Genomic DNA, 15361 nt, shown 5'->3' on the forward strand with positions numbered 1-15361 from the left:
GAAGCGATAGAACGCGCCGGTGCCAAACTTATCGGAATGGGCGAGCCGGAATACCCGCCCTATCTCAGACAAATCCTCAATCCTCCGCCACTGGTAACTGTGCTTGGAGATACAACGCTGTTCAGCAAGCCGCCGGTGGCGATTGTCGGTGCACGTAATGCTTCCGCCACGGCCTGCGCCTTCACAAGCCAGCTGGTTCGCGATCTCGGGCAATCCGGCTGCGCCATCGTTTCCGGCTTTGCGCGCGGCATTGATACGGCGGCGCACAAAGCCAGCCTTGAGACCGGTACGATTGCCGTTCTGGCAGGCGGGCTTGACCACCCCTATCCGCCGGAAAATATTCCGCTGCTCGACCAGATCATTGATAATGGCGGGGTCATTATTACTGAAATGCCGATGAGCTGGGTGCCACGCGCGCAGGACTTTCCGCGCCGCAACCGCATCATCGCCGGCCTGTCGCTCGGGCTTGCAGTGATTGAAGCGGCACAGCGTTCCGGCTCGCTCATCAGCGCACGACTGGCTGCAGAAATGGGCAGATTGGTATTCGCTGTACCCGGTTCGCCGCTCGATCCGCGTGCGAATGGTGCGAACTCCCTGCTCAAAAACGGCGCTATCATGCTCACCGAAGCACAGGATATTTTGGTTGCGCTGGAGCCGATGCTACGTAAGGACGGTACGGCACAAATGCAGGCCGGAGCCTTGTTCAATCAAGACACAGCACAGATTTTGATGAAACAACCGGCAAGCACCGGTTTTGATACCGGTAAAAATCCTGCTCCGGCACACAATGATCATGAGCGTATCCGCAACGCTCTCAGCAACACCCCCGTCTCAGCGGATGTGATTATCCGCCACACAGGTCTCAGTGCCTCTGCCGTGCATCTGGCATTGCTGGAGCTTGATCTCGCGGGGCAGTTGCAACGCAGCGACAATGGTCTGGTTGCGCTTTTGCCCTCACAGTAATCAGTTTTTCGTCATCCGGCCTGACTGGCTGCGCAAAACATCTGATGCCTCAACCCATGCCATTTCAATGAAATAAGCCAGCATCGGATAGTGGTTGGACTGAGCAATATGACGTAATTCCAGTAGTTTATCATGAACATAAATGATTTCATGATAGGACTTCTCTTTATCTGCCTTCATGAGCCCGCCTTAAGCCTAAATATATAAATGAAAGAACCAAATAAAATGTCATTCTATTGCAACCGGAACAGACAAATTTGATATGTACAATGCCTGAAATCAACCTATGATTACAAAATAAACAATGTCAACCTGTCGTTGTTTTGCGTAAAAAACAGTGGCTTGCTCTTGACCAATCTGATTTCGCTGTTCATTTGAATGACAAATATCCTGCCAGCCTGATGATTTTCAATACTGGCGCAATCCGGGCATATCCGGCTGTGTACGTTAATCTGGACCCGCAATATGAATGTCGTTGTCGTTGAATCGCCCGCCAAGGCCAAAACAATCAATAAATATCTAGGCTCAGGCTATAAGGTTCTGGCCTCTTTCGGTCATGTCCGCGATTTGCCTGCAAAAGACGGCTCTGTTCGTCCTGATGAAGATTTTGCCATGAGCTGGGAGGTCGATGCGGCCTCTTCCAAACGTCTTTCCGAGATCGCCAAAGCGGTCAAGGAAAGCGACGAACTGATTCTGGCAACTGACCCTGATCGCGAAGGGGAAGCAATTTCGTGGCATGTTCTGGACGTGCTGCGTCAGAAAAAAGTGCTCGGCTCCAAACCGGTCAAACGTGTGGTCTTCAATGCCATTACCAAAAATGCTGTGCTCGAAGCCATGGCCAATCCGCGTGAAATCGACGTGCCGCTGGTGGATGCTTATCTGGCACGCCGTGCGCTCGACTATCTCGTAGGCTTCACACTGTCGCCGGTTCTGTGGCGCAAATTGCCGGGTTCGCGCTCGGCTGGCCGTGTGCAGTCGGTTGCACTGCGCCTCGTTTGTGACCGTGAAACCGAGATCGAACGCTTCATCCGTGAAGAATACTGGAATATTGCCGCCCTGCTCCAGACACCGCGCAGCGATAATTTCACTGCCCGCCTGACTGTTGTTGACGGCAAAAAACTCGGCAAGCTCGACATTAAAAATGAAGAGCAGGCAAGTGCCATCCGCACCATGCTGGAAAGCGCGGCCTTCAATGTCATGAGCGTTGATGCCAAGCCGACCAAGCGCAATCCGGGCCCGCCATTCACCACCTCCACCTTGCAGCAGGCCGCCAGCGGTCAGCTCGGCTTCTCCGCATCGCGCACTATGCAGGTTGCGCAGCGCCTCTATGAAGGTATTGAACTTGGTGGTGAAACCACCGGTCTGATTACCTATATGCGTACTGACGGTGTGCAAATGGCACCGGAAGCAATTTCCGCAGCGCGCAAAGCAATCGGCCAGACATTCGGCGATAATTATGTGCCGGAAAAGCCGCGTTACTATTCCACTAAAGCGAAAAACGCTCAGGAAGCGCACGAAGCGGTGCGTCCGACCGATTTCAGCCGTCATCCGAAAGAAGTACGCAAATATCTCGATGATGATCAGGCTCGCCTTTATGAGTTGATCTGGAAACGCGCTATCGCCAGTCAGATGCAGCCTGCTGATATTGAGCGCACAGTCGTTGATATTGAAGCCAAAAACGGTGCCCGTTCGGCCGTGTTGCGTGCCAATGGTTCGGTTGTCCGCTTCAACGGCTTCCTCGCGGCCTATACGGATCACCGCGAAGAAGAAGATGAAGACGAGGACAGCGCACGTCTGCCGCAGATCAATGCCGGTGAGACACTGAAGCGCGAGAAAATCGACGCAACCCAGCATTCGACTGAACCGCCTCCGCGCTATTCCGAAGCATCGCTCATCAAGCGCATGGAAGAGCTCGGCATTGGCCGCCCGTCGACTTATGCTGCAACGCTGAAAACTCTGGGTGACCGCGATTATGTCACAATGGATAAGCGCAAGCTGATCCCGCAGGCCAAAGGCCGTCTGGTCACCGCTTTCCTTGAAAGCTTCTTTGAGCGCTATGTGGAATATGATTTCACCGCTGCGCTGGAAGAAAAGCTCGATCTGATTTCCGATGGCAAACTGGCATGGAAAGACGTGCTGCGCGACTTCTGGCAGGATTTCTCCGGCAATGTCGACAGCACTAAAGAACTGCGCGTTACCAATGTGCTGGATGCACTCAATGAGCAGCTTTCCGCCCTTGCCTTCCCTGATCGCGGCGACGGTATGGATCCGCGTATCTGCCCGACCTGCGGCACCGGCAATCTCTCGCTGAAGCTCGGCAAATATGGCGCTTTCGTCGGTTGCTCCAACTATCCGGAGTGCAAATTCACCCGTCAGCTTGGTGGTGAAGGTGAAGGTGATGCGGCAGCTGCATCTGATGAGCCAAAAGTGCTTGGTCAGGATCCGGCAACCGGTGAAGATATCACTGCGCGTACCGGCCGTTTCGGCCCGTATATCCAGCGCGGCGAAGGCAAGGAAGCCAAGCGCTCCAGCCTGCCGAAAGGCTGGTCACTGGCTGAACTTGATCTGGAAAAAGCCTTGCAGCTTATCAATCTGCCGCGCGATGTGGGTCCGCATCCGGAAAGCGGCAAGATGATCACCGCAAGCCTCGGCCGTTACGGTCCTTACATTGCCCATGACGGCGCTTTCGCCAATGTGGACAGCATTGAGGATGTGTTTGAGATCGGCATCAACCGCGCTGTGACTGTACTGGCGGAGAAAGCCGCTAAAGGCGGTCGTACCCGTGCCACACCGGCTGCGCTTGCGACACTCGGCGATCATCCGGATGGCGGTTCAATTACAGTGCGTGACGGCCGTTACGGCCCTTATGTCAATTGGGGCAAGGTTAATGCCACGCTGCCAAAGGGCAAAGATCCGGCAACAGTGACAATGGAAGAAGCGCTGGAGCTGATTACAGCGAAAGCCGGTTCTGCCAAGAAGACCACGAAGAAAGCCGCACCGAAAAAACCGGCTGCTCCGAAGAAGACAACCAAAGCCAAGGCTGCGGATGATGAAGCCAAACCGGTAAAAAAGGCAGCAGCCAAAAAGCCGGCAGCTAAAAAGACTGCGACTAAAGCAGCCGCTAAACCTAAAAAAGCGGATGCCGCTGAATAAGCAGCACAAAGCACGTAACACAGAGGGCACCATAGTTACTATGGTGCCCTTTTTATTTGCATCAGCGCAGGCACAGCAAATGTTTCCATTCTGTGCTGAAATGCTTTAAAGAGTTTTCAGGACTTTATGAAAAGTAAATATTAAGGATGACCGGATTGGCTCGCAGAATAGACCCTTCTTCTGACCGTAACAGCGGCTCAGGCAAACAAAAAAACCAGAAGGGCGCAAAAAACAACAAGAGCTTTTCCGGTAAATCCAAAGTGAAGCCGCTCTCGGAAGCCTATCTTCCGACGAAGGAAGATATCCTCACTTTCATCACTGAAAATCCGGATCGCGCTGCCAAGCGTGATATCGCCAAGGCATTCAATCTCAAGGGTGATGCCCGCATTTATCTCAAAGATATTTTGCGTGAACTGGCCGATGACGGACAGGTGGAAAAGCGCGCCAAGAAACTGTCACGCCCGAATACCCTGCCTCCGATTGCTCCGCTGACCATTACCGGTCGCGACAGTGATGGCGGCTTGATTGCACGTCCGATTGAGTGGAATGGTGAAACAGCAGCGCCGCTGGTACTGCTGCGCCGGACACATAAGGATAAAGGCCCGACAGTTGGCGTCGGCGATCAGGTTCTGGCCAAAATCTTTGCCAGTTCTGATAAAAGTGCTGCGCCCTATACCGGCCGCGTTATCAAAAAACTGGAAAAACGCGATAATGCCGTGCTTGGTGTTTTACGCCAGCTGCAGAGCGGCGAATACCGTCTTGAGCCGGTCAACCGCAAACAGAATGAAATCAGCATTGATGCGCAATATTTGAACGGGGCTGAACCGGGTGATCTGGTTGAAGCGATCCCGCATCAGAAAAGCCGCTTTGGCCTGCCGCAGGGCAAGATTGAACAGGTGATCGGCTCAATCGGCAGTGAAAAAGCGCTGTCGATGATTGCGATTCACGAATATGAAATTCCGCATATTTTCCCTGAAAGAGCGATTGAGCAGGCGGAAAATGCCAAGCCTGCAACAATGGCGCATCGTGAGGACTGGCGCTCACTGCCGCTCGTCACCATCGATCCGGCTGACGCTAAAGACTATGACGATGCGGTTTTTGCCGAACCGGACACTGATCCGGCCAATGAAGGCGGCTTTGTCATTGTCGTGGCGATTGCCGATGTCAGCCATTATGTGCAGCACGGCTCCTCGCTCGACCATGAAGCACTGAAGCGCGGCAATTCGGTCTATTTCCCTGACCGCGTGGTGCCGATGCTGCCGGAGCGCATTTCCAATGATCTGTGCTCGCTGCGTGAAGGTGTTGACCGTCCGGCCATGGCGGTGCGCATCATCATCGGCGCAGATGGCCGCAAACGCTCGCACAGCTTTCACCGTATCATGATGCGCTCGGTTGCCCGCCTCGCCTATCAACAGGCACAGGCGGCCATTGACGGCGCTCTGGATGAGAAGACCGAACGCGTTATTGATATCAGCCTGAAGCCACTGTGGAGGGCCTATGCGGCGCTGAAAAAAGCCCGCGACAAGCGCGAGCCACTTGAGCTTGATCTGCCGGAGAAGAAACTGATCCTCGACGATCAGGGACAGGTGCTGAAAGTTATTGTGCCTGACCGGCTCGATGCACATAAGCTCATTGAAGAATTTATGATTCAGGCCAATGTCGCCGCCGCTGAAACACTGGAAGCCAAAAATCAGCCGCTGATCTACCGTATTCATGATCTGCCGTCGCTGACCAAGCAGGAATCCCTGCGTGACTTCCTCAAAACACTGGAAATCAGCCTTGCCCGCGGCGCGGAACTGCGCCCGAGCCAGTTCAACGGCATTTTGTCCCGTGTTCGGGGTACAGACCATGAAGAATTGGTCAATCAGGTGGTGCTGCGCTCGCAAAGTCAGGCTGAATATAATACCGACAATATCGGCCATTTCGGTTTGAATCTGCGCCATTACGCGCATTTCACCTCCCCGATCCGCCGTTATGCTGACTTGATCGTCCACCGTGCACTGATCCGCGCGCTCAATCTGGGACCCGATGGTCTGAGCAATGACGAGATTGGCGAATTGCCTGCCATTGCGCTCAGCATTTCCCAGACAGAGCGCCGCGCCATGCTGGCCGAGCGTGAAACGACAGATCGTCTGATCGCCCATCATCTGGCCGAACAGGTTGGCAATGAGTTTCAGGCGCGTGTGCAGGGTGTGACCAAAGCCGGTCTGTTTGTGACCCTTGCGACATATGGTGCCGACGGCTTTATTCCCATTTCCACTTTGGGCCGGGAATATTATCACTATGATGAAGCCGGTCATTCTGTCGCCGGTGAACGGTCAGGCAAAGGCTATCGTCTTGGCGACAGTGTGGAAGTACGGCTGGTTGAAGCGCAGCCGGTTGCCGGAGCACTGCGTTTTGAAATGCTGACAGAACCGCGTTTGCTGCCTGCATCCTTGCAATCGCATCACAAAGCTACCAAATTCAGCCGCAAGGCGGGGAAATCCCGCACCGGCGGTCCGGCCAGAGGCAAACCAGCCCATATTTCGCGTAAAAGCAAAAGATAACCCCGACACAGGTATTGGGAGACGATGATGAGCAGCGATCAGACCCTGACACAGACGGAAACGCAGGTTTTCGGCGGCGAGAAGACAAAACCCGCCCGCACCCCGCGCCCGTTGGGACAAGCCATGCAGCGCGGTTTTCTTTCCCGCTGCCCGCATTGCGGTGACGGCAAATTGTTCCGCTCCTTCCTGCGTCCGGTCGCCAATTGCTCTGTCTGTAATGAAGATTACACACCGCAGCGCGCCGATGATCTGCCTGCCTATCTGACCGTGCTGATTGTCGGCCACGTCGTCGTCGCGCTGTTCATGATGGTGGAAAATATGGGCGGCCTGTCACTCTGGGGGCATCTGGCTATCTGGGGGCCGGTGACCATTCTGATGTCACTGGTGCTGCTGCAACCGATCAAAGGTGCCACCATCGGCCTGCAATGGGCGCTCTATATGCATGGCTTTGATAAAGAAAGTCAGCAGGAATATATCTGACGCAAATGTCAGGACATAAAACAGACCACGCTTTACAGGATATGCACCGGCCGGATGATGCGACAGCTTTGAGTAATCAGGGCACCGCAGCATCCCGCATTATACGGCCGCGTGATGCTGCCTCACTCATCCTTATCGACCGCAACGGCAATGAGCCGCGTATTCTCATGGGGCGCCGCGCCCGTGCGATGCATTTCATGCCGGATATGTTTGTCTTCCCCGGCGGCGGTACAGAAGCGCAGGACGGCAGAATTATTGCTGCCAACAGCCTCAGGCCGCAGGATGAAGCCAAATTGCTGGCAGGGCTTGGCAAGCGCGCCAGCACACAGCGCGCGCGTGCGCTTGCCATGACTGCAATACGCGAAACCTATGAGGAAACCGGCCTGTTGCTCGGTACGCCGCATGATGATGCGCAAACACATCCGTGGACAGGTTTTGCCCGCAGCAATCATCTGCCCGATTTATCGCAGCTGCGCTATGTGGCGCGCGCGATCACCCCGCCCGGTCATGTGCGCCGCTATGATGCGCGTTTCTTTGCCAGTTTTCTGGATGAAATCAGCCCGGAGCTCCCTGCCCGAAACCACAATCCGGCTGACATAAGCGCTATAGAATCATCTGCTTATAATGAGCCGGAATTGTCTGATTTGAAATTTGTGAGCTTTTCCGAAGCTTTTAATCTCAATATTGCAGCGATTACGCGCATTATTTTGCGGGATATCGAAAAACTCCTGCTCGAAGACAGGGATTTGTCCTCTATATATCCGGTTCCGTTCTATCGTAAACGGCATGGCCGTCATGTCCGTGAGGTGATTTAAGTTTCATGCAGCAAGACCATCTTTCAACTGAACCCGCATCAGAGGTACTTCAACCAACGCAATGGCGCTCTCTTGGCGCAGCCATTGCCACGATCAGTGCCGTTGGTGCAGCGATCGGCCTTGGTATTCCGCTGCTGAGTGTGCTTCTGGAAAGCCGTGGCTATTCAGCCAGCACCATCGGTGCAAATACGGCTGTTGCCGGTCTTGCATCGCTGTTTGGCGCAGCGCTATCCGCGCGTATCGGCTCCTATCTGGGCGTTGCACGTTCGATGATGCTGATGCTGTTCATCAGCGGTCTGTCCTTCCTCGGTTTCTATCTGTTTCCGAATATTATTGCATGGTTTGCACTGCGCGTTTCCTTGCATTTCGCGCTCACAGTGCTGTTTGTGCTGTCTGAATATTGGGTCAATACCTCTGCCCCGCCGGCCAAACGCGGACTGGTGCTTGGTATATACGCGACCTGTCTTTCGCTCGGCTTCGCAGTCGGCCCGTGGTTGTTCTCAATCATCGGCAGCGGCGGCTTCATGCCCTTTGGTATCGGTATCGTCATCATTGCGCTGGCAGCCTTCCCTGTCATGATTGCCAGTAAAGACAGCCCTGAATTTGAGGAAGGTGAACACGTTCCCTTCATGCCTTATATTTTCGCCGTTCCGGCAGCGACAATGGCGGTTTTCGTCTATGGTGCAGTGGAAACCGGCGGTTTTGCCCTGTTTCCGGTCTTTGGCACGCGTGTCGGCCTCAATGAAGGCGATGCGGCGCTGCTGCTGACTATGGTTGGTCTCGGCAATGTGCTGATGCAGATTCCGCTCGGCCTCGTCTCCGACCGCATCGGTGACCGCCGTATTCTGCTGCTGATTTGTGCTATTATCGGTTTCGCCGGTATGGTGCTGCTGCCTTATGTTGTCACAAACTGGTATCTGATGGCAGTTCTGCTGCTGATCTGGGGCGGTGTGGTTGCCGGTCTTTACACTGTCGGCCTCGCCCATCTCGGTTCGCAATTGCAGGGACGTGAGCTTGCTTCGGCCAATGCCGCGTTCATTTTCTGCTATGGTATCGGTATGCTGGCAGGCCCTCAGGCAGCCGGTGTCGGTATGGATTTGCTGGGAGCGACAGGTTTCCCGGTCACTTTATCACTCTTTTTTGCAGCATTTATCATAATTCTGCTTATCAGACTGGTAGTTCGTAAACAGCGGGCTTGACTTTTCGGCGTGTATCCGTAGTGTCGCGCCAAATTCCCGCACCCGGATGAAATCGCCGGACAAGCAGGCGGTTTTATTATTTAAAAGAGCAGGATATCGTTATGGCTAAGGCTACAACAATTAAAATCAAGCTGTTGTCGACCGCAGACACAGGCTTCTTCTACGTAACCAAGAAGAACAGCCGTACAATGACTGAAAAAATGACAAAGCGTAAATACGACCCAGTTGCTAAGGCACACGTCGAATTCAAAGAAACCAAAATCAAATAATTCTGGTTTCGGTTATTAAAAAAACCCGGACTGTTATCAGCCCGGGTTTTTTGTTGTCTGAATACAGAGCATTTCTGATTGGTAATTTGTGTCGGAACCGTAATTAAGGCGCCCAATCTGTTTGCTGCAAAACAATACGGTAACCGTCCGGATCTTCGAAAGTTACCCCTTTCTTGTCCCAATAGGGATTGAAGGCGCTCACAGGTACAAAGCCGGTCGCTTTCATACGCTCAACAGCATTTTCCCACTCGGCATGATCCGGCAAATAAAAAACCAGCAGATTCTCTTTGGTTGGTGCCTTACCGGCCTGATGCTTATCGGTGCGTGTAAATGCAAAATGATAGGGCACATTTTCACGCCCCATAATGATCGCGTCAAAACCGTCATGATCCTGAAAACTATCAAGAACTGTCATTCCTAAACCATCCCGATAAAAGGGAAGCAGTGCATCCGGATTATCTGTCGGCCTTACAATGCGGAACGTAGGAATTTTCATCATTCACCTCAGTAAGGCGAAATCCTGTAACTACAGATCGCCGAGATAGGACTTGATCGTCTCAATAAAGCGCGGCACTGAGATCGGCTTGGAAATATAGGCCTCGCAACCGCCCTGACGAATACGCTCTTCATCGCCCTTCATAGCAAAGGCTGTGACGGCAATTACCGGAATAGCTTTCAGGTCGTCATCTTCTTTCAGCCATTTTGTAACTTCAAGGCCGGAGACTTCCGGCAGCTGAATATCCATCAAAATCAGGTCGGGATGGTGGATTCGCGCCAGATCCATAGCTTCAAGACCATTGCGCGTACGTATGGTTTCATAACCGCTGGCTTCAATCAGATCGCGGAAAAGCTTCATATTCAGCTCATTGTCTTCAACGATCATTACTTTTTTGGTCATGAAAAAATACCTTATTACTCAGAACATTGTCTGAATATATCCGCGTGCTGGCCGCAGCATTTCGTAGTTTTCGGCTCACGTCAATTACCACGCACGGGTACAGCACACAGAGACCATGATTATTCCAACCCCGTCAGCATAGCATTGAACAATGACCAAAATGCTCCTAAACAGCTTTCATACAGCTAAAGATGCAATTACAGTTGCCAAAACGTAAAAGCCAGCCGGATATAAAATGTCAAAAACCATCTTGAATCAAAGCGATGCTGAAAATCTGGCCATTGAAGCTCTGGTCTTTCTGGCGCAGCAGCCGGATCTGATGAATCGCTTTTTGTCCCTCACCGGTATTGAAGTCTCATCTATCCGCGAAGCCGCAGGTGAACCGGCTTTTCTGACCGGTGTTTTGCAGTTTTATCTGGCGCATGAACCAACGCTCATGCAGTTTTGTGAAGCCACCGGCCATGTGCCGGAGAGCATGAATCAGGCGCTGCGCTTTCTGCCGAACGGCGACAGTGCTTACGACCAATCCATGTAAGTGCGACCTCCTGCATCGCTGCAGATTGTGTATAAAATTTGCTGGCGCTTGAAATCATCTGCCTGTATTGTGCAAATGTTCCGCTTATGTTCGGATCATGATACAGGTTTTTACGATGGTCAACGGTGTTTCCGGTTATTTTGCTGAGGCCGATCCGCAGGCAGGTTTCTGCCGCGATTGCCTGACTGTGCAGAAAAAACGCCGTAGTGAACAGAGACCACGCTGCAGCGCTTGCGGCAGTCCGCGTCTGGTGCGCCATGAAGAACTCTATGACCTCAGCTTTGCGCATATTGATTGTGATGCGTTTTATGCTTCCATTGAAAAGCGCGACAATCCTGAACTGCGTGACAAGCCGGTGATTGTCGGCGGCGGCAAGCGTGGTGTGGTTTCCACCTGCTGTTATATTGCGCGTATTCACGGCGTGCGTTCTGCCATGCCGACTTTCAAAGCCATTGAATTCTGCCCGCAGGCGATATTCGTTAAGCCAAATATGGAGAAATACCGCAAGGTCGGGCATCAGATTCGCCAGATGATGTTTGATCTCACACCATTGGTCGAACCGCTTTCGATTGATGAGGCATTTCTGGATTTGCGCGGTACGGCCAAATTGCACCGTGCGCCGCCTGCCCTTGTGCTGGCAGAATTCGCCCGCCGGATTGAACAGGAAATCGGCATCACCGTTTCTGTCGGCTTGTCCTATTGCAAATTTCTGGCGAAACTTGCCTCGGACATGGAGAAGCCGCGTGGTTTCTCGGTGATCGGAGAAAAGGAAACACTGGATTTTCTGAAGCCTAAGCCGGTCGGTATGATCTGGGGTGTCGGCAAGGCGCTCAATGCCAAACTCAATGCTGACGGTATTAAGACAATAGGACAGCTCCAGCAAATGGAAGAATCTGCGCTGATGAAGTCCTATGGCGTGATGGGGCAGCGTCTCTACCGCCTATCCCGCGGCATGGACACGCGCACAGTCCAACCAGAAAGTGAGATGAAGAGCATCTCCAATGAAACCACGTTTGATATTGATATCGCCAAGGCTGAGGAACTGGTGCCGGTTCTGCGTGCACTGTCGGAAAAAGTTGCCGGACGGCTGAAACATGGCGAGATTGCCGGTCATACAGTGGTGCTGAAGCTCAAGACCAAGGATTTTCAGAGCCGTACCCGCAATCATCGTCTGAGCGATCCCACGCAGCTTGCAGACAGAATTTTCCGCACCGGTCTTTATATGCTGCAAAAGGAAATTGACGGCACCAAATACCGTCTGCTCGGCATCGGCGTGACCGACCTCACCGATCCGGTGAAAGCCGATCCGCCGGATCTCGTGGATATCAAGGCAGGCAAGCGTGCGGCGGCTGAAACTGCCATTGATAAGCTACGCTCAAAATTCGGCTCCAAAACAGTGGAAACCGGCTACACATTTGGCAAAGGCAACCTCGCCCGCCCGCAGACACCGTCAGACAAATAAATGCACTCAGCTATTTGGAAGATAAAGTAATGATTATCAGGCCTGCCCGATTGAGTGATGCTGAAGCCATGAGCCGCATTTTGACAGATATTATTGCAGTTACACAACGGCAGCGCCCGCATGATCAGGATTTCGTACGCGATACTTATATCAATAACCCGCATGGCATTCTGTGCAGCGTGGCAGAAGATGCAAATGGCGAGGTTTTGGGCTTCCAGTCACTGATCCGCGCAGCTGAGGGCAATAAATACGGTGTTAGCGCAGGCTGGGGCATTATCGGCACACATGTCAGCCCGCGTGCTGCCAGACGCGGTGTCGGCAAGGCACTGTTTTCCGCAACAAAACTCGCAGCTGAAAATGCAGGCCTGCAAAATATTGACGCGACTATCGGCGCGGATAATACCAATGGGCTTGCTTATTATGACGCAATCGGTTTTCAGAACTACCACACCAGCGACAATACAATCTGCAAGCGTTTCAGCGTTTTCTGAAACCGGCCGCATCCCGTTTTCCCACCGTTTTATCAACGAATAAATTGCTAATAAAAGCCATGTCATCATTTCTTCATGGAAGTGACATTTGTCTGAAACAGAGAACGGCGAAATCTCCCCTCAATGTCTGAATCAAAAAGTGGCAGGCCATAGCGAAAATGGTGATTTCGAGCACCGGAACGCAGCGTATATATAAGTACGTGAGTACCGGAAGCGTAGAAATTGCCATTTGCAGCAAGGCATGGCGGCTTTTGGATCAGAGATCCAGAATTTTATCCAACATTCGGGGATATTCATGTCGCGCCGTTCTATGAGACTTTCTCTCATCACCGCTCTTACTGCCACTCTGGCAAGTTCCGTTGCTTTTTCCGCTTCGGCTGAGCCGGTTTTCAACCGCATCGCCAGCTTTGCAGTCGCCGATAACCTGCCGAAAGATGCAGATGCCAAAGCGGCAACCTCATCAGAAATCATCACGGTTTCGGAAGATGGCAACACGCTGATCTATTCCGACAGCCCGTATGGCGGCATCGGTTTTGTTGATATTACCGATCCTAAAAATCCTAAAGCCGGCGGCGTTCTTAAAGTTGAAGGCGAACCGACATCAGTTGCCGTTGCAGGCAAGCGCGTTTTCGCCGGTGTCAACACATCTGAAAGCTATGTGAAGCCATCCGGCCGTCTGGATGTCATTGACATTGCATCGCGCAAGGTTGAAATGAGCTGCGATCTCGGCGGTCAGCCGGATTCGGTAGCCGTTTCGCCGGACAAGACATTCCTCGCCGTTGCCATTGAAAATGAGCGCGATGAAGACCTGAATGACGGCGAGCTGCCACAGCTGCCAGCCGGTAATCTGGTTATTCTCAATCTCAAAGACGGCACACCGGATTGCAAAACCATGAAAGTGGTTGATATGACCGGTATTGCAGAAGTTGCACCGGAAGATCCGGAACCGGAATTTGTTTCCATCAACAGCAAGAATGAAATTGCTGTTACCCTTCAGGAAAACAACCATATTGCGATCGTCGATGCTGCTTCCGGCAAGATCACTGCACATTTCTCCGCCGGTACTGTTGATCTCGACAAGATCGACACCAAGAAAGACGGCCAGATCAAATTCAACGGCGAGATGAAAAATGTCGCCCGCGAGCCGGACACTATCAAATGGGTTGGCGATGATCGCCTGCTAACCGCCAATGAAGGCGATTATAAAGGCGGCTCCCGCGGCTTCACGATTTTCGATAAGACCGGCAAGGTAACTTACGAATCCGGCAATACGCTGGAACACAAGATTGCTGCACACGGCCATTATCCGGAAAAGCGCAACAAGAAAGGTGTTGAGCTGGAAGGTGCCGAAGTCGGTCGTTTTGGTGATACCAACTATCTCTTCGTTGCCAGCGAGCGCGGTTCAATGATTGGCGTTTATAAAGATACCGGCAAAGATCCTGAATTCGTTCAGCTGCTACCGTCGGGCATCGGCCCTGAAGGTGTGCTGGCGATCCCGTCACGTAACCTGCTGGTAACCGCCAATGAAACTGATCTGGGTGAAGACGGCGCCGCCCGCTCCCATGTGATGATTTATGAGCTGCAAGACAAAGCCGCAGATTATCCGCAGCTGGTTTCGGAACTGACGGAAGAAGGCACACCAATCGCCTGGGGCGCGCTCTCCGGTCTGGTTGCGGATGAAAGCAAAGACGGCATTCTCTATGCAGTTTCTGACTCTGCTTATTTTGCTGCGCCGACAATCTACACGATTGACGCCAATCAGAAGCCTGCGAAAATCACCTCTGCGCTGCTCGTCAAGCGCGGTAAAGATGCAGCGCAAAAGATTGATCTTGAAGGCATTACGACCGATGGCAAAGGCGGCTTCTGGCTGGCCAATGAAGGTGACCAGAAGAAGCTCGTTCCGCATGCCATTCTCAATGTGAATGACAAAGGCGAAATCAAAAAAGAAATCGCTTTGCCTGAAGACCTGCTCAAGCATCAGACCCGTTTTGGTCTTGAAGGCATCACCCGCACCGGTGAAGGCGACAATGAAACGCTCTGGATGGTTGTACAGCGCGAATGGGCTGATGATGACAAAGGCACTGTCAAAATTCTCAGCTACAATCTGAAGAGCGAAGAATGGGCTGCCGTTTCCTATCCGCTGGATAAGAAAGAAAAGGGTTGGGTCGGCCTGTCAGAAATCACGGCCCATGACGGTCAGCTCTATATCGTTGAGCGTGATAACCTGATCGGCAATGAAGCTGTCAATAAGCGCCTCTACAAAGTGGCAATGGCTGATCTGAAGCCAGCGAAGATCGGTGAGAAACTGCCGCTTGTCAGCAAAACACTGGTCTATGATTTCATTCCTGACCTCAAGAAGCTCAACGGTTTTGTTCCGGATAAACTTGAAGGCTTCGCCATCGACAAAAACGGCATCGGCTATGTCGTGACTGATAATGACGGTGTGGATGACTCCAATGGTGAAACCCAGTTCTTCACCGTCGGTAAAGTCAGTGAACTAAAAGCAAAATAAACCTCCCAAGGCTCTCAAAAGAAAGGCCGCTATTTAGC

14 protein-coding genes are annotated in these 15361 nt (G+C 52.5%); 11 read left to right on the forward strand and 3 right to left on the reverse strand.

Annotation, left to right across the window (positions count from 1 at the left end; genetic code table 11):
* On the forward strand, positions 1-963 hold a 963-nt coding region (gene dprA, locus A918_RS0117545; protein ID WP_022712309.1), incomplete at its 5' end, for a DNA-processing protein DprA.
* Here dprA and A918_RS0117550 read toward each other — a convergent pair.
* Positions 964-1143, reverse strand: coding sequence for a hypothetical protein (locus A918_RS0117550; RefSeq protein ID WP_022712310.1), 180 nt, complete (start codon positions 1141-1143; stop codon positions 964-966).
* Between the two features lie 285 nt (positions 1144-1428).
* Here A918_RS0117550 and topA point away from each other — a divergent pair, with 285 nt between their 5' ends.
* The 6 genes from topA to rpmG all read left to right on the forward strand — a co-directional run bounded on the left by topA (position 1429) and on the right by rpmG (position 9425).
* Positions 1429-4116 carry a type I DNA topoisomerase gene (gene topA / locus A918_RS0117555; RefSeq protein ID WP_022712311.1) on the forward strand — a complete coding sequence of 896 codons (2688 nt, stop codon included), beginning with the start codon at positions 1429-1431 and terminating at the stop codon, positions 4114-4116.
* A gap of 260 nt (positions 4117-4376) precedes the next feature.
* Positions 4377-6662 carry a ribonuclease R gene (gene rnr, locus A918_RS0117560; protein WP_051139086.1) on the forward strand — a complete coding sequence of 762 codons (2286 nt, stop codon included), beginning with the start codon at positions 4377-4379 and terminating at the stop codon, positions 6660-6662.
* A gap of 27 nt (positions 6663-6689) precedes the next feature.
* Positions 6690-7142: a DUF983 domain-containing protein gene (locus tag A918_RS0117565; protein ID WP_028233962.1), complete on the forward strand. Its 453-nt coding sequence runs from the start codon at positions 6690-6692 to the stop codon at positions 7140-7142.
* A 41-nt stretch (positions 7143-7183) separates the two neighbouring features.
* Positions 7184-7957: an NUDIX hydrolase gene (locus tag A918_RS0117570; protein ID WP_022712314.1), complete on the forward strand. Its 774-nt coding sequence runs from the start codon at positions 7184-7186 to the stop codon at positions 7955-7957.
* A gap of 5 nt (positions 7958-7962) precedes the next feature.
* The gene (locus A918_RS0117575; protein WP_022712315.1) at positions 7963-9156 is read left to right on the forward strand and encodes an MFS transporter; all 1194 of its coding nucleotides are present in this window, start codon (positions 7963-7965) and stop codon (positions 9154-9156) included.
* 101 nt (positions 9157-9257) lie between these two features.
* Positions 9258-9425 (forward strand): 50S ribosomal protein L33, encoded by a 168-nt coding sequence (gene rpmG, locus A918_RS0117580; protein ID WP_022712316.1) that lies wholly within the window; start codon positions 9258-9260, stop codon positions 9423-9425.
* A gap of 103 nt (positions 9426-9528) precedes the next feature.
* Here the strand turns inward: rpmG and A918_RS0117585 are convergent, their stop codons facing one another.
* On the reverse strand, positions 9529-9924 hold the full coding sequence (locus A918_RS0117585; RefSeq protein ID WP_022712317.1) for a VOC family protein: 396 nt from the start codon (positions 9922-9924) through the stop codon (positions 9529-9531).
* A gap of 27 nt (positions 9925-9951) precedes the next feature.
* Entirely contained in the window at positions 9952-10323 is a 372-nt protein-coding gene (locus A918_RS0117590) for a response regulator (RefSeq protein ID WP_022712318.1), read from the reverse strand.
* A gap of 235 nt (positions 10324-10558) precedes the next feature.
* Here A918_RS0117590 and A918_RS0117595 point away from each other — a divergent pair, with 235 nt between their 5' ends.
* The 4 genes from A918_RS0117595 to A918_RS0117610 all read left to right on the forward strand — a co-directional run bounded on the left by A918_RS0117595 (position 10559) and on the right by A918_RS0117610 (position 15323).
* Positions 10559-10858, forward strand: coding sequence for a DUF3572 domain-containing protein (locus A918_RS0117595; protein WP_022712319.1), 300 nt, complete (start codon positions 10559-10561; stop codon positions 10856-10858).
* A 115-nt stretch (positions 10859-10973) separates the two neighbouring features.
* A complete protein-coding gene (locus A918_RS0117600) occupies positions 10974-12320 on the forward strand; it encodes a DNA polymerase IV (RefSeq protein WP_022712320.1) in 1347 nt (448 codons plus the stop codon).
* Positions 12321-12349: 29 nt separating this feature from the next.
* Positions 12350-12811, forward strand: coding sequence for a GNAT family N-acetyltransferase (locus A918_RS0117605; protein WP_028233966.1), 462 nt, complete (start codon positions 12350-12352; stop codon positions 12809-12811).
* Positions 12812-13106: 295 nt separating this feature from the next.
* Positions 13107-15323, forward strand: a complete 2217-nt coding sequence (locus tag A918_RS0117610) for an esterase-like activity of phytase family protein (RefSeq protein WP_028233967.1) — start codon at positions 13107-13109, stop codon at positions 15321-15323.
* The last annotated feature ends 38 nt before the right edge of the window (positions 15324-15361 follow it).

Source organism: Pseudochrobactrum sp. AO18b, assembly GCF_000409565.1.
Lineage (GTDB): Bacteria > Pseudomonadota > Alphaproteobacteria > Rhizobiales > Rhizobiaceae > Pseudochrobactrum > Pseudochrobactrum saccharolyticum.